Consider the following 23,646-nt stretch of genomic DNA (forward strand, 5'->3'; position numbering starts at 1 on the left):
CTATTTGTCAAAAATTCTTACTTAAAAATCTATAATTTCTTTATAGAACTTATGAACAGGAAACCCCATAACATTATAAAAACTACCTTCTATTTTTTCTACAGCAATAAAACCTAACCACTCTTGAATTCCGTAGGCACCAGCTTTATCATAAGGTTTATAGTTATCAACATAGAAGTTTATTTCTTCTTCATTTAACTCCTTAAAGTGAACCAATGTGGTATCATTAAAAGTTTTTTGTTGTTTGTTTGATGTGAGTGTAACAGATGAGATTACCTCATGAACATGTCCTGATAATTGTCTTAGCATATTTTTTGCATCATTTTCATCGCTAGGTTTACCTAATACTTTTCCGTGAAAACGAACAATAGTATCAGCCGTAATTAAGAGATCTTTATCTTTCAACTCGTTGTTAAATGCTGCGGTTTTTAGCTCTGCTAAATAGTTAGTGATCTCACTACCATGTAAGTATTTAGGATAATCTTCCTCGGTATCTTTCGTTTTGACTATAAAATCTATATTTAGATCTTTTAAAAATTGTTGTCGCCTAGGCGAACTTGAAGCTAATATAATATTGTGTTTTTCTAACTTTTTATTCAGCATAATGAATTGAAATAGCAATTATAAGTATAGACAGTATTCCTAATAGCATAATTAATTTTAATAACCTACTTAGATATCTGTAATCTGATTTTTTTTTAGCATATAAAAGTTTACTCATAAAATGCAAAAAAGGTAGCATTACTACAATGAGCATATACGCTAAGACTATTGGTAATTTTGAGAAATTATCGAATGTATAAAATGTGACTAGTATTAATGGAATAAAAGAAATTATAAAAATTACATTTCGCGTTCTTTTTCTTCCGATAAGAAGAGGCAATGTATGCATATTCATAGATAAATCTCCATTTACATCTTCAATATCTTTTACCATCTCTCGTAAAAAATTAAACATCAATGCAAATACAGCATAATCAAGTAAACTATAAAATGCAAGATATTGTTGCAAACCATTTTCTTCTGTAATCGCAGGTATAACATCAAATATGCCAACAATCAAAACACTTAAAGAGATTAATAATGCAACTACTAAATTGCCAATAAGTGGTTTTTTCTTTAAAAATGTTGAATAGGTTTGGAGTAACAATGCTGTCATTATAAAAATACCCACAAAAGAAAGTCTATTTATTGTATATGACACATATAAGCCCAAGGCAAACCCCATAAAATTTAATATATAATAAAGATTATATGCTTTCTTTTTTATAGCTGGACTTGTAATTAAAATTTTTGAAGGCTTATTAATAATATCAGCTTTTAAATCATTAATGTCATTGATGATATTCCCTCCAGCTGCAATACATAAAGTGGCCATAATTAATAGAAAAAACTGAAAGTTATTTAAGCTAATTGCAATATTAAAAGTAGGAAAATACACATAGCGAAACAATAACTGTATAAGTGCTATCATTACTAAATTTTTCCAACGTATTAATTGAAAAAATGCACTTATATTCATGAAAAATTCTTTTTGATGCGTGCCAGCGTACGTTTATTATCACGATCTTTCATAGATTCACGTTTATCATGTAACTTTTTACCTTTACATAAAGCGATTTCTAACTTGGCCCAACCTTTATCTGTTAAGAATAATCGTAATGGAACAATCGTCAATCCCACATTTTGAATCTCCTTTCTTAGTTTTTTTAATTCTCGTTTGTTTAAAAGCAGTTTACGTTCACTCTTAGGTTTATGGTTATACACATTACCATTAATATATTCTTCAATATACATATTGATCGCGAAAAGCTCACCTTTATCATTGAATTCACAAAAACTCTCGGTAATACGTGCTTTACTGGCTCTAACCGATTTGATTTCAGTGCCCGTTAAGACAATGCCAGCAACGTATTTATCGAGTATTTCATACTCAAAACGGGCTTTTTTATTTTGTATATTAATTTTGGGTTGCATTGAGCACAAAACTAGTTAAATTTAATAGTAAATCATTAATCTTTTTTATGTTTGTAGCTCAATTATTTAAGATAATGAATTTAATTTTTGAACCTTGGCCCTGGTATTTTTCGGGAATAATGATTGCCTTAGTTATGCTGTTGCTGTTGCTAATGAATAAAAACTTAGGTATCTCCTCAAATTTGCGAACTCTATGTGCCATTTGTGGAGCAGGACAAAGATCTTCTTTTTTTAAATTTGACTGGAAGGCGCAAAAGTGGAATTTAATCGTTTTGCTGGGAATTATAATTGGTGGTTTTATCGCAAGTAATTTTATGATGGATATGAAAGCCGTAGCCATTAATCCAGTTACCGTAAAGAATTTGAATAATTTAGGTTTTATGGATGCTGGTACAACATATTTGCCTGATAAATTGTTTTCAGGTAATGTATTTACTAATTTAAAAACATTAGTAATACTTGCTATTGGCGGATTATTAGTGGGATTCGGAACGCGTTATGCTGGAGGTTGTACTTCTGGTCATGCGATTTCAGGATTAAGTAATTTACAGCTACCTTCATTATTTGCCGTTATTGGCTTTTTTATAGGAGGAATGTTTATGGTTCATATTCTTTTTCCTATAATTTTTTAATCAATGAGAATACTTGGATACTTACTTATTGGAATTTTGTTTGGTATTACCTTACTAAAATCGGAAGCGGCGTCGTGGTTTCGTATTTATGAAATGTTTCGATTTGAATCTTTTCATATGTATGGTATTATTGGTACATCAATATTTTTAGGTGTTCTGATCGTACAAGTGATAAAACGGTTTTCAATTAAATCATTTTATGGTGAAGAGATTGTAATAGAATCAAAAGACAAGAGTATTAAGAGATACTTATATGGTGGAATTATCTTTGGCCTAGGATGGGCACTTATAGGGGCATGCCCTGGACCAATATTTGCCTTGTTTGGAGCTGGTTATTGGTCAATTTTAATTGTAATTTTCTTCGCCGTTTTAGGAACTTTTATCTATGGATTGTTAAGAGATAAATTATCGCATTAATCTTTCGTTGTAATCACAACATAAGAAATATTTTCTCCTTCAATAGTAACAATATATAAACTAGCATTATCATCGTCTTTCATTTGCTCATAGATATCTTTGCCTATTAGTTTATTTGCAAAAAACGGAATAGTATTGCTATGACCAACCACAAATACGTTTTTGCCTTTAGTTTCTTTTAGGAAATTTTCGAAATCTATTTTGAACGGATGATAACTCTTTATTTCTAGTTCTAATTTTTCAGCCGTGGGTTTTGCTGTTTGTTGAGTGCGATTATATTCTGTAGCATATATCGCATTAATTCCGTAATCTGATAAAAGTTCACTCCATTTTATTGCGCGTTCTAATCCTTTTTCTGTAAGGTTAGGGTTTTTATTTTCAGTATCAGATCTATCTTTTTCTGCATGACGCACTAAAAAATACGTAGATTTTTCAATCTCTTGTGCTATCCCAGAATAGGATAGTAATAATAGAACAACTAGAATAAGCTTTTTCATAAAAAGTATTTTAATCAAAAATACATAAAGATGTACGTTATAGCAATATTTTCTTACTTTTATAAAAATCAATCAACTACATATGAAAAATTTCTATTTGCTATTGCTGATATTGGTAATATGCTCTTGTAAATCTAAATTTAATACTATCGATACAAATAAACCCACATATTCAGATTTTAGAAAACAGCAAAAATCATTTAAATCTAATGATGGAGTCATCAAATATATAGATAGAGGAGAAGGTGAGGTGATTGTTTTATTACACGGTGTACCTACTTCTGGATGGCTATATCGCAAAATGATAGATAGTTTAGTTTTACAAAATTACCGTGTAATTGCACCAGACATGTTAGGCTTTGGTTCTAGTGATTCGCCTAAGGGATATGACTTATATAGCCCACAAGCTCATGGCAGACGATTCCTAGCTTTAATGGATCATTTAAAGATTAGACATTGGATGCATATATTTCATGATGCAGGAGGTTTATGGACCTGGGAGCTTTTTAAACTTGCACCCGATAGAATTAGTAAATTAGTTGTTCTAAATTCTATTATTTATGAAACAGGTTTTAATCCACCAATGCGATTTGAGCGCGGTACTTTTACAAAACTTTCTATGAGTTTCTATCGAAGCAAGCTCACCAATAGAACGATAATGAAAAAGTTGTTTAAAAATGCTTTAATGGAAAATAACCTTAACGGAAATGATATTGAAGGCTATAGAAAACCATTGTTAGAAGGAAAAACCAATTCATTATATACTTTTTTCTCTAGTACATGTAATGCATTACCTGATTACAGAGAAATACTTAAAAACATTGATATACCCGTAATGGTTATTTGGGGAAAACATGATGAAATGCTTCTTTGGAACCCAATGCAAGATGAGGTTGTGAAAGATTTAAAAATTAAACCAGAAAACATTCATGTAATTAATGCTAAACATTATATACAAGAAGAGGCAACTGACGAAATTTTAAAATTAGTATTGAATTTTGCTAAGTAAATTATTCTTTAAAAATTACTTTTAAATCCATGTTGACACCATTGCGGATAATTTTAAACATTGCTGAACCCTTTGAAGTATCAAAATCTTTCATTACTTGCACACAATGATCTTGATCTTTAATTGCTACAGTATCTATATGTGTTAAGATATCACCAACTTGAACGCCAGCAGCTTCACCAGGATGATTTTTCGAAACTTTATTAATAATTACGCCTGTGGTTTCTGCATTAAATGCTTTTTGATGGTCGTTTAAATTATTGAAATGCAAACCAAATTTCCACTTTTTATTTTCTTTTATTTTCATTTCTTGCGCAGTTGTAAGATTAAATGTTATAACTGCAAGCATAATTGTAAATACTACTTTTTTCATTGGTATTATTTTTATTCTAAATATATTTTAACTTTTTGTATTTGATTATCTCTTGAAATTCCTAAGGTTACTTGTCCATATTTGTATTTATACCCTTTTAGAATTTTGTTGAAATCTTCTAGTGTTAGTACGTTATTTTTATCGAGTGTTATTATAATGTCTCCTTTTTTAATACCTGCTTTACTTGCTGGATAAAAAGCATACACATAAGTAATAAGTACACCATGGCTTAACCCAGAATCATCTCTAATTTCTTTGGTAATATCAACAATTTCGATGCCAAACTTTTGTTTGGCTAAATTTAGATTTTCTTTAGAATTATTTTGTTGTTTTGAAGTAGAAGAGGTTGATCCACAAGAATAAATAACTAGTAAAAGCGTTAATAAATATGTGTTCTTATGCATCATTGTATTAAAATCTTGAACTAAAGATACTAAGAACTCTTTTAAAATATACGCTCCTTTACTTATATTATTAAAATAAGAATGAATTATAATTAGAGATGAGAATACTTTTAACTTTTTGTGTATTATTTATAGGGCAACTGTTCTACAGTCAATCTTTAGAGCAAGAAATGCTTAACCTTGTTAATGAACTTCGACAAGATAGAGGGTTACATCCTGTTCAACTCAATGCGTTTTTGAATCAGGCCGCATTTAATCATTCACAAGAAATGGCATCTAATAATTATTTCAGTCACACAGGTTTAAACAATTCTAATTTTTCTCAAAGAGCAGTTGCGGCAGGCTACGTAGGATCTCCTAGAGGAGAAAATATTGCAGCAGGTAATGCTACCGCACAAGCTACATTTAACCAATGGAAAAATAGTAGTGGTCATTTAAATAATATGCTAAATAGTGGTGTTAATGAAATGGGAATAGGCCGCGCTTATGATAGTAGCTCAACCTATGGTTACTATTGGACACAAGTATTTGGAGTAGGTGATACAACTTTATCGAATGAAGAGTATTCTGAAGAAGTAATTGTGAATGTGTATCCTAATCCTGTAAAAGATAAATTTAACTTACAATTAAAAAATTATACTGGTAAGGAAACTCAAGTAAGGCTAATTTCTATGACAGGGCAAATCGTATATCAAAAAAATAAAGATCTTATTGAGAATATTTTAACGGTAGATATTAGCAATTTGACTACAGGAGTCTATTTTTTATACCTTGATAATAACATTAGAGGTCATAAAATAGTTAAATATTAAACTAAAAACCGCCCCTTTGAGAGCGGTTCATCTTAATTAGCTTAACTAATCACTTATTGAATCTCAATAAGTTTTGCTTTAGGCTCAACTTTTTCAACTTTAGGAACAGAGATAATTAATTCACCATTCTTATAATTAGCTGAAATAGCTTCGCTATTTACTATGTCTTTAGGAAGGTTAAAACTTCTTTTAAATGATTGATAGCTATACTCTTTACGTGTATAATTATCTTTGGTTTCTTCATTTTCTACTTTCTTTTCAGAAGATATAGTCAATATATTATTCTCAACATCTATTTTAATATCTTCTTTTGCTAAACCTGGTATGGCAACTTCAACTAAAAATGACGTTGAATCTTCTTTAATATTTACCGCTGGAAGCGTACTATTGGTTTTAGAGAAGTCTCTAAAAATATCGTCAACCAACGTTGGAAAAAATGGATAATTTGATTTTTTTACTAACATAATTTTATATTTTAAATTGATATTCTATTAATTATTTACTATCCAGTTGCAAATAGAATACCAATCAATTTTTAATGCCTTTTTAGCAGTATTTTACTAAAAATAAAGACATTTTGTCAATTGATTGTCAGGTTATTATATAAAAAACTCCGCATATTAATGCGGAGTCGAATATAGAGATGTTCTCACTACAATTTCAATCTTAGAAATTGTATAGATGAACAGGTTGCTTTATTTATTTCTAAACACTAATTGATCATTAAAAGCATCTAGTAGAATAACACTTTCTGAGGTTACCTTGCCAGATAGAATTTCTTTAGATAATTCATTTAATACTTTACGTTGAATAACCCGTTTTATGGGTCTCGCTCCAAACTGAGGGTCAAATCCTTGTTTAGACAAACTTTCTATTGCCTCATCCGTCCAGCTCATCGTGATGCCTTTATCGGCTAACATATGTATCAATCTGCTAAGCTGTAATTCAACGATCTTAGTTACTTCAGCTTTGTTTAATGGTGTAAACATAATCACTTCGTCGATTCTGTTTAAGAATTCTGGTCGTACGGTTTGTTTTAGTAAACCAAGCACATCAACTTTTGTCTTTTCAGTTATTTGTTCACGTTTACTCATATCAATATCATTAAAATTCTCTTGAATGATATGAGATCCCATATTCGAAGTCATAATGATAATTGAATTTCTAAAATCAGCTACACGACCTTTGTTATCTGTTAATCGTCCTTCATCTAACACCTGTAATAGAATATTAAAAGTATCTGGATGTGCTTTTTCAATCTCATCAAGTAATACAACCGAATAAGGTTTTCTTCTAACAGCCTCTGTTAATTGACCACCTTCATCATATCCTACATATCCTGGAGGTGCACCAACCAATCTGCTTACTGCATGACGCTCTTGATATTCACTCATGTCAATGCGCGTCATCGCAGCTTCATCATCAAATAAATATTCGGCCAACGCTTTTGCTAATTCTGTCTTACCAACACCAGTTGTACCTAAGAATAAGAAAGAACCGATAGGTTTTCTCTCATCTTGTAGTCCAGCACGTGAACGTCGCACTGCATCTGCTACCGCTTGAATCGCTTCTTCTTGACCAATTACACGTTTGTGAAGTTCATCTTCGAGTTTTAACAGTTTTTCACGTTCACTTTGCAGCATTTTTTGAACAGGAATACCCGTCCATTTTGCTACAACTTCTGCAATATCTTCACTGGTAACTTCTTCTTTGATTAATGCATTTTCCTGATTCGCAGCTAGCTCTTTTTGCAATTTTTGTAATTGCTCTTCCTCAGCTTTTATCTTTCCGTATCGTAATTCAGCTACTTTTCCATAATCACCTTCACGTTCTGCTTTATCAGCTTCTAATTTGAAGCTTTCGATATTTTTTTTAGCAGTTTGAACCTTTTCTACAATTTCCTTTTCACTTTTCCATTTAGCATAAATAGATTCGCGATCATCTTTTAAGTTTGCAAGCTCTTTTTGAAGATTTTGCAGTTTTTCTTTATCATTTTGCCTCACTTCTTTACTGATTAGAGTTGAGTTCGGCGAATCTTCGATTTCACGCTTAATTGCTTCAATTTCAATCTCCAGTTGCATAATCTTTCTATCTAACACATCTAATTCTTCTGGCTTTGAATTAATTTCCATACGTAATTTAGCAGCAGATTCATCCATTAGATCTATTGCTTTATCTGGAAGAAAGCGGTCTGTAATATAGCGTTGTGATAGTTCTACCGCAGCTATAATAGCATCATCTTTAATGCGAACCTTATGATGTGTTTCGTACTTATCTTTAATACCGCGAAGAATAGAGATAGCACTTTCTACATCGGGTTCATTGACTACTACTTTTTGAAAACGACGCTCTAAAGCTTTATCTTTTTCAAAATGTTTTTGATATTCATCTAAGGTAGTAGCTCCTATGGCACGTAGTTCACCACGGGCTAAGGCTGGTTTTAAGATGTTAGCAGCATCCATAGCGCCTTGACCACCACCTGCACCAACCAATGTGTGTATTTCGTCGATAAACAATACAATTTGCCCATCTGAAGAAATAACTTCTTTAACCACCGATTTTAGCCGTTCTTCAAACTCACCTTTGTACTTGGCTCCTGCTATCAGAGCTCCCATATCGAGTGAATAGATGACTTTTTCTTGTAAATTTTCAGGAACATCGCCTTTTACAATTCGGTGCGCTAAACCTTCTGCGATAGCGGTTTTACCAACACCAGGCTCACCAATTAAAATAGGATTGTTCTTTGTTCTACGTGATAAAATCTGTAAAATTCTACGAATTTCTTCATCGCGACCTATAACGGGATCTAGTTTACCATCATTAGCAAGCTGGTTTAAGTTCTTTGCATACTTATCTAATGAATTATATGTGTCTTCAGCACCTTGAGACGTAACTCGGCTTCCTTTACGGAGTTCTTCAATTGCTTTTTTGAGGTCATTTTCAGTTACACCGTTATCTTTTAGTAACTGAGCTGTATCATCTTTGCCTTTTAGTATTGCTAAGAGTAAATGTTCAATAGAAACATATTCATCATTTAGTTTCTTTGCAATGTTTGCAGCATCGCCAAACATCTTACTTGCATTGCGTGAAAGCATTAGTTCAGCTCCGTCAACTTTAGGAAAGCTTTGTAATATAGTATCTAGTGTCTGTTTAAAAATAGCTATGTTCACTCCTAATTTATTTAATAGAAAAGGAGTAACATTTTCATCAACTTCAAAAATACCTTTTAAAATATGAGCATTTTCAATTTGCTGATGCTGTAAGCCTTGTGCAATTTGCTGTGCTTGTTGCACGGCTTCTTGTGACTTTATAGTATAATTATTAAAATTCATACCTCATTTTGTTCAAAAGCTACGCCAATGTAAGAAAGTCAACTTTTTGGCGACAAAATGACTGATTAAATGAAATAATTAAGACAATTTGTCTATTTTAACCAAAATTTTGAATTTATGGGATTATTAAAAAGTTTATTTGGCGGAGAAAAAAAGGAACAACCAAAACCGAAAATTAATTGGATTCCTTTAACAGATATGAGTCAGTTAGATAGCATTATAAATCATTCTAGTAATAAATATCAAGCTATTTTTAAACACAGTACGAGATGTGGAGTTAGTAGTGGTGTATTAAGACAGTTTGAACGACAAGAGAATACTGACGAAATTGATTTCTATTATTTAGATCTACTAAGTTTTAGAACTATTTCTGATGCCATTGCTAGTCGATTTGGCGTGATACATCAATCCCCTCAACTACTAGTTTTAAAAAATGGAGAGGTAGTTGCCAATGCCTCTCACTATGATATCATGAATGTAAAATTAGAAGCATAAAAATGAGGCTGTCTGAAAAGGCAGTCTTTTTTTTGCAATTTTTAGAAAAAGTTGATAATCTAAAATCAAATTTCCAATAAGTAATTTTTTCTTTTTTAATGCACTCGCTAAGGCTCGTTTGTTTCATTTTAAAGTAACGGATTCTCTTTGCTATATCTACCTCTAAATCCATTACTTTAAAAACGTTTACTGATACTCAACTAGTTGTCTATACTGATTTCTTTTTAATTAATGTCGATAAATATTAAAAATTTCGACATATATTTGAACTATGTCGAAATCATCGACATATATACATTCATTTGTCGAAACCATGTACAGTAAAGAACAACCTTACAACAATTTACCCGTATTACCGCCAGCAGTCGATATAGAAACAAAAACTATATTAAAACAGGCAATAGCAGCAAATAAGGTTTTGGCTGAACTCAAAGGTAGAGCAGACGAAATACCAAATCAGTCAATGCTGGTAAATGCTATTACACTGCAAGAAGCAAAAGACAGTTCTGAAATTGAAAATATCGTTACTACACAGGATAGCTTATATAAAGCCTTTTCCTCAAATATCAGTGCAACAGATGTACAAACCAAAGAAGTATTAAGATACCGTCAAGCTTTATGGGATGGTTTTAATTCGTTAAAAGAGCGTCCACTCTCAACAAATACCATTATTACTATTGTTCAAACCATTAAAGAGAATAATGCAGGTATTAGAAATACCCCCGGTACGCGAATAATGAGTGCTAATGAAGTTATTTACACACCGCCCGAAGGCGAACAATTAATTAGAGAACTACTACACAATTTAGAAAACTTTATACATGATGATAATGGTATTGACGATTTAGTAAAACTAGCAGTAATGCATTATCAATTTGAAGCGATACATCCTTTTTTTGATGGTAATGGCAGAACAGGTAGGGTGTTAAATATTTTATACTTGGTAGATAAGCAATTATTAAATACACCTATTCTATACCTAAGTAAGTACATAATCGATCATAAAAACGAGTATTATCAAAAAATAAGAAGTGTTACCGAAAAAAGTGATTGGGAAGCTTGGATATTATTTATACTTAAAGGTGTTGAGGAAACTGCTAAATACACCTTGCAAAAAATAAATCAAATCAATGAATTGATGGATAAAACCATACTCTACGCAAAGGAAAACTTGCCAAGTAGGGTATATTCTAAAGAATTAATAGAACTACTATTTGTTCAGCCCTATACAAAGGTTAAATTTTTAGTAGATAATAATATAGCCAAAAGACAAACAGCAGCCGAATACTTACAAGAACTAGAACAATTAGGAGTTTTAAAATCTCAAAAAGTAGGTGTAGAAAACTTGTTTTTAAACGTAAAGTTATTTGATATTTTAAGAAGGTAAATGAACGCATCTCAAATAGAAAAAAACGTAATAGCATTAGTTAAGAGCTTCAATGAAGAAGATTTTGTATTCGACTTATTGAAAGCTTATGGTATCTCTAAAACATCTATTACACGTTTAAAAAAAGGCGATTTCAATCTATCCAAAATTGAGGGTGAAGTTTTATACAAAAGTAAAATGTTGTTTAAGGAAGTAGCATCAGGAAAACTTCTTACAACTATCGACGAGTTAACAAAAAATCCAGAATATTTAAAGCATAACCCTCGTTTTGTTATTGTAACCGATTATGAAACTTTACTTGCAAAAGATACTAGGACAGGATTAGCATTAGATACACCAATTCTTGAAATCCATAAGCATTTTGGTTTCTTTTTGCCTTGGGCAGGGCAGGAAAAGTATTCTCAAACAAATGAGAATTATGCAGATAGAAAAGCGTCATACAAAATGGCAAAATTGTACGACATTCTAGTTACAGAAAATCCAAGTATTTACGACGATGGCGGACATAACCTAAATATTTTTCTATCTCGCTTGTTATTTTGCTTTTTTGCAGAAGATACCGACATATTTCCTTTTGAAGGTATGTTTACAGATACGCTAGGGCAGCACACCAAAAAAAAATGGTACTGATGTAAACGAATTTTTAGATAGACTTTTTAAAGCATTAAATACGGAAGACAATAGTAAAGAAGCATCGCATTTCAGGGACTTCCCATATGTGAATGGTGGACTATTTAGAGACACTATAGCTTCACCGAAATTTACTAAAGAAGCTCGCGAAATTATTTTAGAATGTGGCGATTTAGATTGGAGTGAAATCAATCCAGATATATTTGGTTCTATGATACAAGCAGTAGTAAACCCTGCATATCGTAGTGGCTTAGGTATGCATTACACTTCTGTGCCTAATATTATGAAGGTAATTGAACCCTTATTCTTAAATGAATTATATGAGGAGTTTCATAAGTACAAAGAGAACACAAAGAAACTACGCCAATTAATTTACAGAATATCCAAACTTAAAATATTTGACCCTGCTTGTGGTAGTGGCAACTTTCTAATTATTGCATATAAAGAATTGCGAAAACTAGAAATTAAAATTTGGCAACAGATTAATGCTTTAGAACCACAATATTCTTTTGTGTTTACAGAAGTAAAGTTATCTCAATTTTATGGTATAGAGTTAGACGACTTTGCACATGAAATGGCAATTCTTTCTTTGTGGTTGGCGGAACACCAAATGAACAAAATATTTATAGATGAGTTATTCGATTTTGGTAGAGCAAAACCAATTTTACCGTTAAAAGAAGCAGGACATATTACACATGGCAATGCTACACGTTTAAATTGGGAAGATACTTGCCCTAAAAAGGAAGGAGATGAAATTTATATTTTAGGAAATCCACCTTATTTAGGTTACAGTAAGCAAGATGAACAGCAAAAAAAAGATTTGGATTTTGTTTTCAATAACATCAAGGGATATAGAAGCTTGGATTATATAAGTTGTTGGTTTTATTTAGGAGCTAAGTATATAAAAGGCTCTTATGCTAAATTGGCTTTTGTATCAACTAATTCAATTTGTCAAGGTGAACAAGTTTCCCTTTTTTGGCCAATAATAATTCGCCTAAATATTGAGATTAATTTTGCATATCAATCTTTTAAATGGACTAATAACGCAAAAGGTAATGCGGGGGTAACAGTTGTAATAATAGGTTTGTCAAATGAAACTAAAAATAAGAAGACAATATATAAAAAGGGATTGGTAAAATATTGTGATAATATCAGTCCATATTTAATTGATTCAAGAAATTATTTTGTTTTCAAACGTAATACCACTTTGTCTGATATTCCTGCAATTGGATATGGTAGTTCTGCATTAGATGGTGGCAATTTAATTCTATCAAATGAAGAAAAGGAGTTATTATGCGCCGAATACCCTATTACAAAAAAATACATCTATAAATTAATGGGTTCACAAGAACTAATAAAAGGAATTGAAAGATGGGCTATTTGGATAAATGATAGTGAGTTTAATATTGCCAATGAAATAGAACCTTTTAGAAAAAGATTCGAAGAAGTCCAAAAATTTAGATTAAAGAGTAAGAGAATATCAACAATTGAAGCCGCCAATACACCTCATAAATTTGGTGAACCAAGATTTGTAAAAGGAGAAGTACTCTTAATACCAAAAGTCTCATCTGAAAGAAGAGAATATTTACCAATAGGGTATTTTACTGACGTAGTAGTAATGGATAAGGCGTTTCCCATTTATAATGCTGAATTGTTTTTATTTGGTGTATTATCAAGTAGAATTCATATGGTTTGGATTAAAGCCGTTGGTGGCAGAATGAGAATGGACGTTAGCTATTCTTCATCGATCTGCTATAATACATTTCCCTTTCCAGAAATTAATCAGAAACAAAAGGAACAAATTAATTTACATGTATTTGCAGTATTAGAAGAACGAGAAAAGCATTCGAGTAAAACGTTAGCACAATTGTACGACCCAGATAAAATGCCTAAAGGCTTAAAAGAAGCGCATCATGAATTAGATTTAGCCATAGAAAGATGTTATCGTTTAAAGCCTTTTACCAGTGATACAGAACGTTTAGAATATCTTTTTAAAGAATACGAAAAAATGATAAATAAAAATACTTTATTAGAGAAACCAAAGCGAACGCGTAAAAAGAAAGCCTAAAATATGCCAGATATAGTTCACGTAACATACCAACAAACAGGGAAAAGTAAAAGTACCAACGAATTAGGAATGCGAGAAATGCAAGAAAAAGCATTCGAAGCTCGTACTGCCCAATATTTATTGATTAAAGCACCCCCAGCCTCAGGTAAATCTAGGGCATTAATGTTTATTGGTTTAGATAAGTTGGTAAATCAAGGCATAAAAAAAGTGATAGTTGCAGTACCAGAGCGTTCAATTGGTAGCTCATTTGCTAAAACAGAGCTAAAAAAGTTTGGTTTTTTCGCAGATTGGATTCCTAACCCAAAATACAATTTATGTACACCAGGTGGAGACCAAAGCAAAGTAAAAGCATTTTTGGAATTTTTACAGTCCGATGAACAAATTCTAATCTGTACACATGCAACATTACGCTTTGCATTTGAAGCCATAGATGAGAAGCAGTTAAATGATTGTTTATTAGCTATCGATGAATTTCATCATGTTTCAGTTGATGGAGATAATAAATTAGGATTGGTTTTGAGTAGCGTTATGGAAAAATCAAATGCACATGTAGTGGCGATGACGGGTTCATTTTTTAGAGGTGATTCTGTTCCAATATTATTACCAGAGGATGAAGAAAAGTTTATCAAGATAAAATATGACTATTACCAACAATTAAATGGGTACGATTATTTAAAGTCTTTAGGAATTGGCTATCATTTTTACCAAGGAAGATACACTTCTGCAATACATGAAATTTTAGACGAAAGCAAAAAAACTATTATTCACATACCTAGCGTAAATTCAGGAGAATCTACTAAGGATAAATATGAAGAAGTAAATAGGATTATTGACAGTTTGGGTGAATTAGATTATCAAGATTCAGAAACAGGTGTTTTGTTCGTTACAAGCAAAAAATCAGGCAAAACCTTGAAGGTTGCAGATTTGGTTCACGATAATCAAAAAGACAGAGATAAAATACAGAACTATTTAAGAAACGTATCTAGCGTAGATGACATGGATATCATAATTGCATTAGGTATGGCAAAAGAAGGTTTTGATTGGCCTTATTGCGAACATGCTTTAACTGTTGGTTATAGAGGTTCATTAACAGAAATTATTCAAATAATAGGCAGGGCTACTAGAGATAGTGAAAATAAGACGCATGCGCAATTCACAAATTTAATTGCACAACCAGATGCAGAGAATGATGAGGTAAAACTAGCAGTAAACAATATGCTTAAAGCTATTACAGCTTCTTTACTCATGGAACAGGTTTTAGCACCTAATTGGAAGTTTAAACCTGAATTCCCAGAAGATGAAGAAATAAACGGTGTGGAAGAAGATGGTGAAGATTACATCGCAATAAAAGGATTTAAATTACCCAGTTCACAAAGAGCAAAAGACATCATTGAAAGTGATTTGAACGATTTAAAAGCCAGAATCATGCAAGACGATCAAATGCTCAAGGCAATGCCGGGGAATGTTGACCCAGAAGTTATTAATAAAGTCTTAATACCGAAAATTATTAAGGAAACTTACCCAGATTTATCTGATGAGGAAGTAGAGCAAGTGCGTCAACATGTAGTTGTGGATTCTGTTATTAAAAATGGAACAATTGAAGAACAAGGCGACAAGCGTTTTATTCGCCTAGCAGATAGTTTTGTAAATATTGATGATATTAATATAGATTTAATAGATACTATTAATCCATTCCAGAAAGCATTTGAAATTTTGTCAAAATCTGTTACAGCCTCGGTTTTTAAGGCTATACAAGAAACTATTGACGCAACAAGAATTCAAATGACTGAAGAAGAAGCGATTTTACTGTGGCCCAAAATAAAAAATTGGATAGAAAAAACAGGAGAACAACCAAGTATTCAGGCTTTTGACCCTCAAGAAAGACGTTTGGCAGAAGCAGTTATATTTTTAAAGGAAGCCAAACGAAAAGCAGCAGCTAATGAGTAAGAAAAGAACATTAGAAGATATATTCAATGATGATGAGTTCGGTATTTTAGATACTAAACCAAAGAACTCTAATGTCAAAACAGAAGACGAGCGATTGATTGAATCGTTCCAAGAAATTAATGCTTTTTATGAAAAAAATGAGAGAGAGCCAGAAGCAAGTAATGTAACTGAGTTCAAATTACAATCTAGACTAAAAGCCTTAAGAAATGATGCTAAAAAAATAGAAGTTCTAAAACCATATGATATACATAACCTTCTAAATATAAGTGAGGAAATAAAGACAGTTGCCGATATTTTAAAAGATGATGATTTAGGTATTTTAGATACGGAAGAAACGTTATCCATTTTCAAGTTAAAAAATGTACCAAGTTCTTCTGAAAGAGCAGAAACAGATTTTGTAGCTCAAAGACGAGCAATGAAAAAGGAAGAATTTATGTCTTATGAACCTTTGTTCAAAAAAGTCCATAGAGAACTCAAAGAAGGAAAACGTAAATTATTTACTTACGATAGCGCCGATAAAAACTTAAAAGCAGGTTCTTTTTATGTATTAAATGGAGTTCTACTGTTTTTAGAGGAAACTAATCTTGAAACTGATAATATTACTTTACCATCTGGTGAAAGAGTTCGTAAGGATGGACGTACTCGAATTATTTTTGAAAATGGAACAATAAGTAATATGCTTTATCGCTCATTGGATAAAGCTTTACTTCACAAAGACAACGATGGTAAAATTGTTTCGCATACAGAAGAAGAAATAGAAAAGGAGTTGTTTAACAATGTCAACTCGGTAAATGAAGAAGATGTTGAAACAGGTTGGATATATGTATTAAAGTCTAAATCTTCAAACAAGGATATATCTTCAATTGAAGATTTGTATAAAATTGGTTATTCAACTATTCCTATTTCTGAAAGAGTTAAAAACGCTACGAGTGAAGCTACATATTTAAAGGCTGATGTAGAAATAGTTGTATCGTATAAAACGTACAATTTAAATGTGCAGAAGTTCGAGAACCTGATACATCGTGTTTTTGCAGAAGTATGCCTAAATATTGATCTACATGATGAAAAAGGTAGAAGAATTACACCTAGAGAATGGTTTGTTGTTCCTTTACCAATAATTGATAAAGTTATTCAATTAATACTTACAGGGGAAATCGTAAATTATAAATACGATAAAAGATTAAAAGGTTTAATTGAAAATTAGTTTTTGTGAAATTTTAAACTACTATTTCTCTCAGAAAGAGCATGTTAAATTGTTAAAAAATTGTTAAAACTCATGCCTGTTTGCAAAAAGTTTGCAAATAAAAAAGGCTTCAAAGCTAAAAAAGCTAAGAAGCCAGTGTTTATGCGTGATCGCGGAAGGATTCGAACCTTCGACCGTCTGCTTAGAAGGCAGATGCTCTATCCAGCTGAGCTACGCGACCGGGCTGAGCGTTAAGAAAATGTTTATTAGACATTTTTAGCGAAATAGCCAGCCAACGGGCGGGCAAATTCTAGCTCCTAATTTAATAAGGATTACTCCTTGCAGTCGTGATCCTCTTGTGTTTCGTTGCAAATTAAAGCGAAACTTTAATTTATCTAAAGCTCATTAGATCTCTTAAGAAAATAAATTTTCTACAAGAATTATAAGCTTTCATTTGTCGGGGTGGCAGGATTCGAACCTGCGACCTCCGCGTCCCAAACGCGGCGCGATAACCGGGCTACGCTACACCCCGTAGCATAAAAATTTCAAAAAAAAATAAATACCAAATTCCAAAAAATAGAAATTGGCATTGTTGCACTCTCACACAGACTCTTGCGGAGAGACAGGGATTCGAACCCTGGCGACACTTACGCGTCGACAGATTAGCAATCTGCTCCATTACCACTCTGGCACCTCTCCTAAATTTTAATGAACAACACTTCTAAAAGTGCGGGTGCAAATGTAATAAATTTGATGTGTTACCACAATATCAAAACAGAAAAAAATGACTTTTTTTTATCAATTACAACTTTAAATAGTATAAGTATGTCAATATCAATTAGATTATACTATTTTTTAGTACTTTTATATAAGTGTTAACTTTTAAATCTACATCATGAAAACTAAAATAATAATCGTGCCCAAAAAAGCCATGATGTCTTTACTATTATTGTTGATTTTCTCAATAAATAATGAATTACAAGCATCAAATTTATTATTTCAAAATATTCAAAATCAACAGTATATTGAAGTTTCAGGAAAAATTTTTGATAGTGATACCAAAGAACCTTTAATTTTTGCTTCTTTAACAGTTGTAGAATCAAATATAAGTACGGTAACAAATAGTGATGGTGAATTTAGCCTTAAAATACCCGAAAATCTAAAAGATGTTAGTGTTAAAATTTCTTTTCTAGGCTATAAAACCAGAAATGTTACTGTTTCAGAACTTAAAAAAACTTCTAAAATATACTTAGAATCTTCGGTGGTCAGACTATCAGAAATAAATCTAGTAGCCCCTAAAGATGCACTTACTCTTGTGAAGAGTACGCTCGCTAAACGTCAAAAGAACAATCACGCTAACGATGTATTAATGACGGCTTTTTATAGAGAGACCATAAAAAAAAGAAAAAAGAATGTGTCATTGGCTGAGGCAATAGTTAATCTCTACAAACAATCGTATTCTTCGCCTAGAAATGATTTTTTAACCTTATATAAAGCTCGTAAAAGCACTGATTATTCTCGATTAGATACTATTGCTCTCAAATTACAAGGAGGGCCTTATAATCCACTTTTTGTTGATCTGATGAAATATCCACAATATATCTTTGCCAATGATTATATAAACTTATATACCTTTACGTTTCTTCCAGCAGTAACTGTAAATAATAAACCTGTGTATGTAATAGGTTTTAGTCAAAGAAAGGATATTATTGACCCCTTATATTATGGTAAATTATATATTGATGCTCAATCACAAGCTTTGATTAGCGCTGTTTATAATTTGAATGTCGAAGACAGAGAAGAGTCAAGTAAATTGTTCGTAAAGAAAAAGCCCAAAGATACATTTGTGTACCCAACACATGCGGCTTACAGAGTAGATTATAAAGAGAAGCAAGGTAAATGGTATTATAGTTATAGTAATGTTCAATTAACGTTTAAAATCAATAAAAAGCGTAAATGGTTTAATTCTGTTTATTCACTGTCTAGTGAAATGGCAGTAACAGATTGGCAGATAGCTGATGGAAAAATTAAAAATAAAGAAAAGCTTAAAAGGTCATCTTTTATAACAGATGAAGCAGCTGGTTTTTCTGATCCCGAATTTTGGGGAGCTTATAATGTTATTGAACCAGAAAAATCGATAGAAATTGCGATAAAAAAGATTCAAAAACAGCTAAAAAAAGCAGATAAATCATAACTTGTTTTAAGTAATTACAAAGAGGCTGCCTGTAAAGGCAGCTTTTTTATTTTAATAAATTTCGAATAGAAGCTTTAATAACTTTAAAAAGTCATTATTTTTGCAGCTAACCTATTCGCTAATTACTTTATCACTGCTTTGAAAACAGGAAAAGAACTTTACAATTACCAAAAAGGAGCAATCGAAAAAATCTTTACCAGATTTGAAGATGCGCCAACAGACTATCATTTATTGTATCAATTGCCAACTGGCGGTGGGAAAACTGTGATTTTTTCTGAAATTGTAAGACAATATCTTAAAAATCATAATAAGAAAGTATTGGTAATGACACACCGAATTGAACTTTGTAAGCAAACATCAAAAATGCTCACAGAGTTTAATGTAGTAAATAAAGTAATAGACAGTAAGGCAAATTTAAACGATCAGAATGAGTACAGTTGTTTTGTTGCAATGGTTGAGACCTTAAACAATCGTCTAAATGAAAATAAATTAGATATTTCTGATGTTGGCTTGGTCATTATCGATGAAGCACATTATAATTCATTTACTAAGCTTTTCAAATTCTTTTCTTCCTCATTTATTTTAGGTGTAACTGCTACTCCATTAAGTTCGAATATTAAATTACCCATGTATAAGAATTATGATGAGTTAATTGTCGGTGAAAGTATTGAATCGCTTATAGAAAACGGATTTTTAGCCAAAGCTGAAATGTACACATTTAATGTTGGTCTAACATCGTTAATAATAGGTACTAATGGCGATTACACAGTTAAATCATCTGAAGACTTATACACAAATTCTATGATGTCTAGTAAGCTTATGGATGCTTACTTAGAAAAAGCTAAGGGTACAAAAACATTAATTTTTAATAATGGTATAAACACTTCGCTTTATGTTTATGATCTATTTAGATCTCAAGGATACCCTATCGCTCATTTAGATAACACAACCACTAAAGGTGATCGAAAAAAAATATTAAAATGGTTTAAAGAAACTCCAGGCGCTATTCTTACTTCTGTAAGTATTTTAACAACTGGTTTTGATGAACCTACAGTTGAATCTATTATTTTAAATAGAGCAACAAAATCATTGACCTTATATTACCAAATGATAGGTAGAGGATCGCGAATATTAGAAAATAAATCTACATTTCAAGTGATAGATTTAGGAAATAATTTCTATCGATTTGGTCCTTGGGGAGCAAGATTAAATTGGCAAAAAATATTTAAGTCTCCAGATTTTTATTTAGACAATATAATTTCAGATGAAGAAATAGAAAGTAATTTCTATTATGAAATGCCAGAAGCTTTAAAAAAGAAATTCTCAAATTCGAAAGAACTACATTTCAACATACGAGATGTATATAAAAAATTAGTTAAGGAAGGTAAGTCAACCAAATCGGTTATTGAACAATCTATAGCGCATCATGCAAAAATATGTATTGAGAATAGTGAAGATGTTTATGATGCGATTAATTTAACACAACTTTTAAGTGACGATATAGACTTTAGAATAGAGCGTTATTGTAAGTGTATTAGTAAGAATACCAATAATTTTGTAGAGTGGTTAAAAGGGGATTATAGGGTTAAACTTAGAAATTATTTGCGTCTTAATTTTGATACCGTTTATGAGGAAATTTATGGTAAACTACCTGCTAATTGATTGATTTTCAAATTTTATGCTCCTTAACTTTTTTCTGACTAAGTACGCTTCTAAACCTACTCAACGTACTATGTGGTCAGATACACTATCTTCTATGGATAATCCACAAAATCGCATCGCACTTAAACTGTCATTAACCGTCGCTTCGGTCTGTACATCACTCAAATCATACTAATAAGTTTAATTTTATATATTTGTGTAAAAATTATACATAACGAGTAAGCAATCTATTAAACTTTCGTAGGTACAGTTGTATTTGTATATGAAGAAGGAAATATATCTGTATTATTAATTTAAAGGAAGTATGGATCCATTTAAAGGTCAATGGGCAATACCTAGTGGATTTGCTGAAAAAGTTTCCACCTTTAGAAAATACTACATTGGAAGTCCTAGAGGTGGAAGTAGATAGAACAGGTTGGTTTAATTCAGAAGTATATGCCTAGGAGTTTGGAGAAACCAAAGAGAGCTTTATTAAAAGGAAATTAATTGTATTTAGGTTGCTTTAAAAGATTTAAAAATTCGACGTATCATCGATTGGAATAACTTTTTTTGTTGATACAAAAAGAGAAATAAGATATAGACCTTTTCAAATTGGTCTTTATAATTCTATTTGGAATGCAAAACAATAAGACTGACTGCCTTGTAAGCTTCCCTGAATTCGATTATGATGACAATTTTCTGAAATACTCAATTGATGGTTTCGAAAATTATGATCAATATTATAATTATTATGAGAGAAAAAGGAAAAAGAATTATAGACATAGATTTAAACCAGAGAAGTTTTATAAGTTTAGAAAAGGATATGCAAGAATATCTTTTCATATCCCAGTTTATCATGATCATTCCTATAATTTTGATATCCATTGGAAAGATAAGGTTATCGCCAGTCTAAAAGTAAAACCAACTAAAGAAAAATCAAAGTCTAAATAAACGATGAAAAGAACAAAATTATTATTAGTTATACTTATAATATCTTTAGCTGTTAAAGCACAAAATAAAGATTATGTTATAACTATAAACAAAGATACTTTATATGGCAAAGTAGTATGTTCAGAATATAAATGCAAATTAATAACTGGAAAAGAAAAAATAAAATATAAATCTGATGAACTTTTAGGATATTATATTAATTCTAAGGATCATTTTTATGAATCTTTTAAATCAGGTTTTTCTAGAGACCGTGGAAAGAACATATTTCTGAGAAAAATGATTTCTGGTAAGTTGAGCTTGTATTACCATATGTCTATCTATGACACGTCAGATAGATTAGTTCAATATTATATATCTAAAAATGGATTAGATCCAATTGTAACTTTTACAAATAGTCCGTTTAAAAATAACAAAAGGCATGCAAGAGTTAGGAAATTCATTGAGGATAATTTGGAATTAGCTGAGGAATTTGATATGCTAAAAGGAAATCTAGAAAATATAAAGTATATTATAAAAAAGTATAATAGTCAACAAGATTAAATTAATCATGACCGATAGGAGGTGAGTTAAAAGTTCAAAAAAGCGATAAGTTATAATCAATTTTAAATAGAAATTTATGACATTAAAATGTCCTCCAGTTCCTGTAAATAAAAAAGAATATATCGCTGATGTAGGTAAAATTCTTGTCAAGGATTATGGGAAGAAAAAGTTCTATAAACCTGAAGAAGTAAAAAAGACATCAAAAAAGTCTAAACATAAGGATACAAGTGGAATAGATTGGTATTGTTAGGCCATGTGCACATTTTCATCCCATGAAGATTTTGATCAATATCATGAAATGACGGGAGAGGTGTGCGATTATGTGGCAATGAAAACAGAAATGCTAGGTGGGCTTGCTACTAACGCTTCTTCAGATTGGTTTACTCTACCTGACCTCGATATTGATGCATCTTGGCTTGACTTAGGTGATTTTTTGATGGACTTTTAGACGAAATGGGAGAGTTCATTAGCGGGATATTCGATGGGTTGTAATTCAATTTGCTACTTTTAATATTAAAAAAAGTAATGTAAGCTTCCCCAAAAACTGAACTGTTTAAAAGTAGAATAAATATTTTAATTTTGAACAGTAATTATGAGAAGAAGTAAATTTTCACCGCCCCAGATAGCCAAGATTTTAAAGGAATTTGAAAACGGTAAATCTGTATTAGAAATCACCCGTGACCACGGTGTTAGTTCGGCCGCATTTTACAAGTGGCGTTCCAAGTATGCAGGTATGAGCAGCAAAGAACTTAAACGTATCAAGCAATTGGAAGAAGAGAACCTCAGGCTCAAGCAAATGTATGCCAACCTAGCATTGGACCACCAAATGGCTAAGGAGATCATAGAAAAAAAGCTTTAAAGCCCTGCCGAAAAAGGAGTATAGCAAAGGAACTTGCTCATTACGGTATAAGCAGGGCGTGCCGTGTTCTACATATGAGCAAGAGTGTCTATTACTACAAGCCATTGCCAAAGAACGATGTTGAGATTGAAGCTGCCTTAAGCAAAAAGGCAGAGGACAAGCCAGAGGAAGGATTTTGGAAGGCCTATGGTCGCTTACGTGAAGAAGGTAAACTTTGGAATCATAAACGCGTTCATAGAGTATACGTATCATTAGGGCTGCCCTTGAGACGGAAAGTAAAGAAACGTCTTCCAGCAAG

The 23,646-nt window shown here is 31.6% G+C and carries 23 protein-coding genes, 3 tRNA genes and 2 pseudogenes; 16 read left to right on the forward strand and 12 right to left on the reverse strand.

Annotated elements, in window-relative coordinates:
- Nucleotides 1-21 precede the first annotated feature (21 nt).
- Genes AC1EUY_RS12890 through smpB form a run of 3 tightly spaced genes read right to left on the reverse strand, consistent with a single transcriptional unit; the run spans nucleotide 22 to nucleotide 1,977 of the window.
- Nucleotides 22-603 (reverse strand): Maf-like protein, encoded by a 582-nt coding sequence (locus tag AC1EUY_RS12890; protein ID WP_480195959.1) that lies wholly within the window; start codon nucleotides 601-603, stop codon nucleotides 22-24.
- Nucleotides 593-1,522, reverse strand: coding sequence for a geranylgeranylglycerol-phosphate geranylgeranyltransferase (locus AC1EUY_RS12895; protein ID WP_480195960.1), 930 nt, complete (start codon nucleotides 1,520-1,522; stop codon nucleotides 593-595). Before AC1EUY_RS12895 ends, AC1EUY_RS12890 begins: the two co-directional genes overlap by 11 nt.
- The gene (gene smpB / locus AC1EUY_RS12900) at nucleotides 1,519-1,977 is read right to left on the reverse strand and encodes an SsrA-binding protein SmpB (protein ID WP_480195961.1); all 459 of its coding nucleotides are present in this window, start codon (nucleotides 1,975-1,977) and stop codon (nucleotides 1,519-1,521) included. The genes AC1EUY_RS12895 and smpB overlap by 4 nt, the downstream gene beginning before the upstream one ends.
- Before the next feature lie 74 nt (nucleotides 1,978-2,051).
- Here smpB and AC1EUY_RS12905 point away from each other — a divergent pair, with 74 nt between their 5' ends.
- Both AC1EUY_RS12905 and AC1EUY_RS12910 read left to right on the forward strand, forming a co-directional pair.
- Nucleotides 2,052-2,609, forward strand: a complete 558-nt coding sequence (locus tag AC1EUY_RS12905) for a YeeE/YedE family protein (protein ID WP_480195962.1) — start codon at nucleotides 2,052-2,054, stop codon at nucleotides 2,607-2,609.
- Nucleotides 2,610-2,612: 3 nt separating this feature from the next.
- Nucleotides 2,613-3,026 (forward strand): DUF6691 family protein, encoded by a 414-nt coding sequence (locus tag AC1EUY_RS12910; protein ID WP_480195963.1) that lies wholly within the window; start codon nucleotides 2,613-2,615, stop codon nucleotides 3,024-3,026.
- Here AC1EUY_RS12910 and AC1EUY_RS12915 read toward each other — a convergent pair.
- Nucleotides 3,023-3,523, reverse strand: coding sequence for a SixA phosphatase family protein (locus AC1EUY_RS12915; protein ID WP_480195964.1), 501 nt, complete (start codon nucleotides 3,521-3,523; stop codon nucleotides 3,023-3,025). The genes AC1EUY_RS12910 and AC1EUY_RS12915 overlap by 4 nt on opposite strands.
- A gap of 82 nt (nucleotides 3,524-3,605) precedes the next feature.
- On the opposite strand from AC1EUY_RS12915, the gene AC1EUY_RS12920 reads away from it, so the two are divergent.
- Nucleotides 3,606-4,532: an alpha/beta fold hydrolase gene (locus AC1EUY_RS12920; protein ID WP_480195965.1), complete on the forward strand. Its 927-nt coding sequence runs from the start codon at nucleotides 3,606-3,608 to the stop codon at nucleotides 4,530-4,532.
- Nucleotide 4,533: 1 nt separating this feature from the next.
- Here AC1EUY_RS12920 and AC1EUY_RS12925 read toward each other — a convergent pair whose 3' ends face one another.
- Together AC1EUY_RS12925 and AC1EUY_RS12930 are read right to left on the reverse strand one after the other, a co-directional pair.
- The gene (locus tag AC1EUY_RS12925) at nucleotides 4,534-4,905 is read right to left on the reverse strand and encodes a PDZ domain-containing protein (RefSeq protein ID WP_480195966.1); all 372 of its coding nucleotides are present in this window, start codon (nucleotides 4,903-4,905) and stop codon (nucleotides 4,534-4,536) included.
- An 11-nt stretch (nucleotides 4,906-4,916) separates the two neighbouring features.
- A complete protein-coding gene (locus AC1EUY_RS12930; protein ID WP_480195967.1) occupies nucleotides 4,917-5,312 on the reverse strand; it encodes a PDZ domain-containing protein in 396 nt (131 codons plus the stop codon).
- Nucleotides 5,313-5,407: 95 nt separating this feature from the next.
- Here AC1EUY_RS12930 and AC1EUY_RS12935 point away from each other — a divergent pair, with 95 nt between their 5' ends.
- Entirely contained in the window at nucleotides 5,408-6,121 is a 714-nt protein-coding gene (locus tag AC1EUY_RS12935) for a CAP domain-containing protein (RefSeq protein ID WP_480195968.1), read from the forward strand.
- A 53-nt stretch (nucleotides 6,122-6,174) separates the two neighbouring features.
- Here the strand turns inward: AC1EUY_RS12935 and AC1EUY_RS12940 are convergent, their stop codons facing one another.
- Nucleotides 6,175-6,585 carry an Hsp20/alpha crystallin family protein gene (locus AC1EUY_RS12940; RefSeq protein ID WP_480195969.1) on the reverse strand — a complete coding sequence of 137 codons (411 nt, stop codon included), beginning with the start codon at nucleotides 6,583-6,585 and terminating at the stop codon, nucleotides 6,175-6,177.
- 231 nt (nucleotides 6,586-6,816) lie between these two features.
- Nucleotides 6,817-9,453, reverse strand: coding sequence for an ATP-dependent chaperone ClpB (clpB, locus tag AC1EUY_RS12945; RefSeq protein WP_480195970.1), 2,637 nt, complete (start codon nucleotides 9,451-9,453; stop codon nucleotides 6,817-6,819).
- A 117-nt stretch (nucleotides 9,454-9,570) separates the two neighbouring features.
- Here clpB and ytxJ point away from each other — a divergent pair, with 117 nt between their 5' ends.
- The 5 genes and pseudogenes from ytxJ to AC1EUY_RS12970 all read left to right on the forward strand — a co-directional run bounded on the left by ytxJ (nucleotide 9,571) and on the right by AC1EUY_RS12970 (nucleotide 17,184).
- Nucleotides 9,571-9,948, forward strand: a complete 378-nt coding sequence (gene ytxJ / locus AC1EUY_RS12950; protein WP_480195971.1) for a bacillithiol system redox-active protein YtxJ — start codon at nucleotides 9,571-9,573, stop codon at nucleotides 9,946-9,948.
- 271 nt (nucleotides 9,949-10,219) lie between these two features.
- A complete protein-coding gene (locus AC1EUY_RS12955; protein WP_480195972.1) occupies nucleotides 10,220-11,335 on the forward strand; it encodes a Fic family protein in 1,116 nt (371 codons plus the stop codon).
- A pseudogene (locus AC1EUY_RS12960) lies at nucleotides 11,336-14,033 on the forward strand (class I SAM-dependent DNA methyltransferase).
- A 3-nt stretch (nucleotides 14,034-14,036) separates the two neighbouring features.
- Entirely contained in the window at nucleotides 14,037-15,980 is a 1,944-nt protein-coding gene (locus tag AC1EUY_RS12965; RefSeq protein WP_480195973.1) for a DEAD/DEAH box helicase, read from the forward strand.
- On the forward strand, nucleotides 15,973-17,184 hold the full coding sequence (locus AC1EUY_RS12970) for a GIY-YIG nuclease family protein (protein WP_480195974.1): 1,212 nt from the start codon (nucleotides 15,973-15,975) through the stop codon (nucleotides 17,182-17,184). The genes AC1EUY_RS12965 and AC1EUY_RS12970 overlap by 8 nt, the downstream gene beginning before the upstream one ends.
- A gap of 146 nt (nucleotides 17,185-17,330) precedes the next feature.
- Here the strand turns inward: AC1EUY_RS12970 and AC1EUY_RS12975 are convergent.
- The 3 genes from AC1EUY_RS12975 to AC1EUY_RS12985 all read right to left on the reverse strand — a co-directional run bounded on the left by AC1EUY_RS12975 (nucleotide 17,331) and on the right by AC1EUY_RS12985 (nucleotide 17,862).
- Nucleotides 17,331-17,404: transfer RNA gene (locus AC1EUY_RS12975), tRNA-Arg, on the reverse strand.
- A gap of 216 nt (nucleotides 17,405-17,620) precedes the next feature.
- Nucleotides 17,621-17,695 (reverse strand) — tRNA-Pro (locus tag AC1EUY_RS12980).
- 83 nt (nucleotides 17,696-17,778) lie between these two features.
- Nucleotides 17,779-17,862: transfer RNA gene (locus tag AC1EUY_RS12985), tRNA-Ser, on the reverse strand.
- Between the two features lie 196 nt (nucleotides 17,863-18,058).
- On the opposite strand from AC1EUY_RS12985, the gene AC1EUY_RS12990 reads away from it, so the two are divergent.
- The gene (locus AC1EUY_RS12990; protein ID WP_480195975.1) at nucleotides 18,059-19,357 is read left to right on the forward strand and encodes a carboxypeptidase-like regulatory domain-containing protein; all 1,299 of its coding nucleotides are present in this window, start codon (nucleotides 18,059-18,061) and stop codon (nucleotides 19,355-19,357) included.
- 138 nt (nucleotides 19,358-19,495) lie between these two features.
- Entirely contained in the window at nucleotides 19,496-21,019 is a 1,524-nt protein-coding gene (locus AC1EUY_RS12995; RefSeq protein WP_480195976.1) for a DEAD/DEAH box helicase, read from the forward strand.
- 60 nt (nucleotides 21,020-21,079) lie between these two features.
- On the opposite strand, the gene AC1EUY_RS13000 is transcribed toward AC1EUY_RS12995, so the two are convergent.
- A complete protein-coding gene (locus AC1EUY_RS13000; RefSeq protein ID WP_480195977.1) occupies nucleotides 21,080-21,184 on the reverse strand; it encodes a transposase in 105 nt (34 codons plus the stop codon).
- 450 nt (nucleotides 21,185-21,634) lie between these two features.
- On the opposite strand from AC1EUY_RS13000, the gene AC1EUY_RS13005 reads away from it, so the two are divergent.
- The 5 genes and pseudogenes from AC1EUY_RS13005 to AC1EUY_RS13025 all read left to right on the forward strand — a co-directional run.
- Complete coding sequence (locus tag AC1EUY_RS13005) at nucleotides 21,635-21,949, forward strand: hypothetical protein (protein ID WP_480195978.1); 315 nt, start codon at nucleotides 21,635-21,637, stop codon at nucleotides 21,947-21,949.
- 3 nt (nucleotides 21,950-21,952) lie between these two features.
- Nucleotides 21,953-22,489, forward strand: coding sequence for a hypothetical protein (locus AC1EUY_RS13010; protein WP_480195979.1), 537 nt, complete (start codon nucleotides 21,953-21,955; stop codon nucleotides 22,487-22,489).
- A gap of 76 nt (nucleotides 22,490-22,565) precedes the next feature.
- On the forward strand, nucleotides 22,566-22,739 hold the full coding sequence (locus tag AC1EUY_RS13015) for a hypothetical protein (RefSeq protein ID WP_480195980.1): 174 nt from the start codon (nucleotides 22,566-22,568) through the stop codon (nucleotides 22,737-22,739).
- 3 nt (nucleotides 22,740-22,742) lie between these two features.
- Nucleotides 22,743-22,937 carry a hypothetical protein gene (locus tag AC1EUY_RS13020; protein ID WP_480195981.1) on the forward strand — a complete coding sequence of 65 codons (195 nt, stop codon included), beginning with the start codon at nucleotides 22,743-22,745 and terminating at the stop codon, nucleotides 22,935-22,937.
- A 144-nt stretch (nucleotides 22,938-23,081) separates the two neighbouring features.
- A pseudogene (locus tag AC1EUY_RS13025) lies at nucleotides 23,082-23,646 on the forward strand (transposase); the annotation flags it as partial.

The sequence above is a fragment of the Maritimimonas sp. 2210JD6-3 genome, assembly GCF_056591795.1.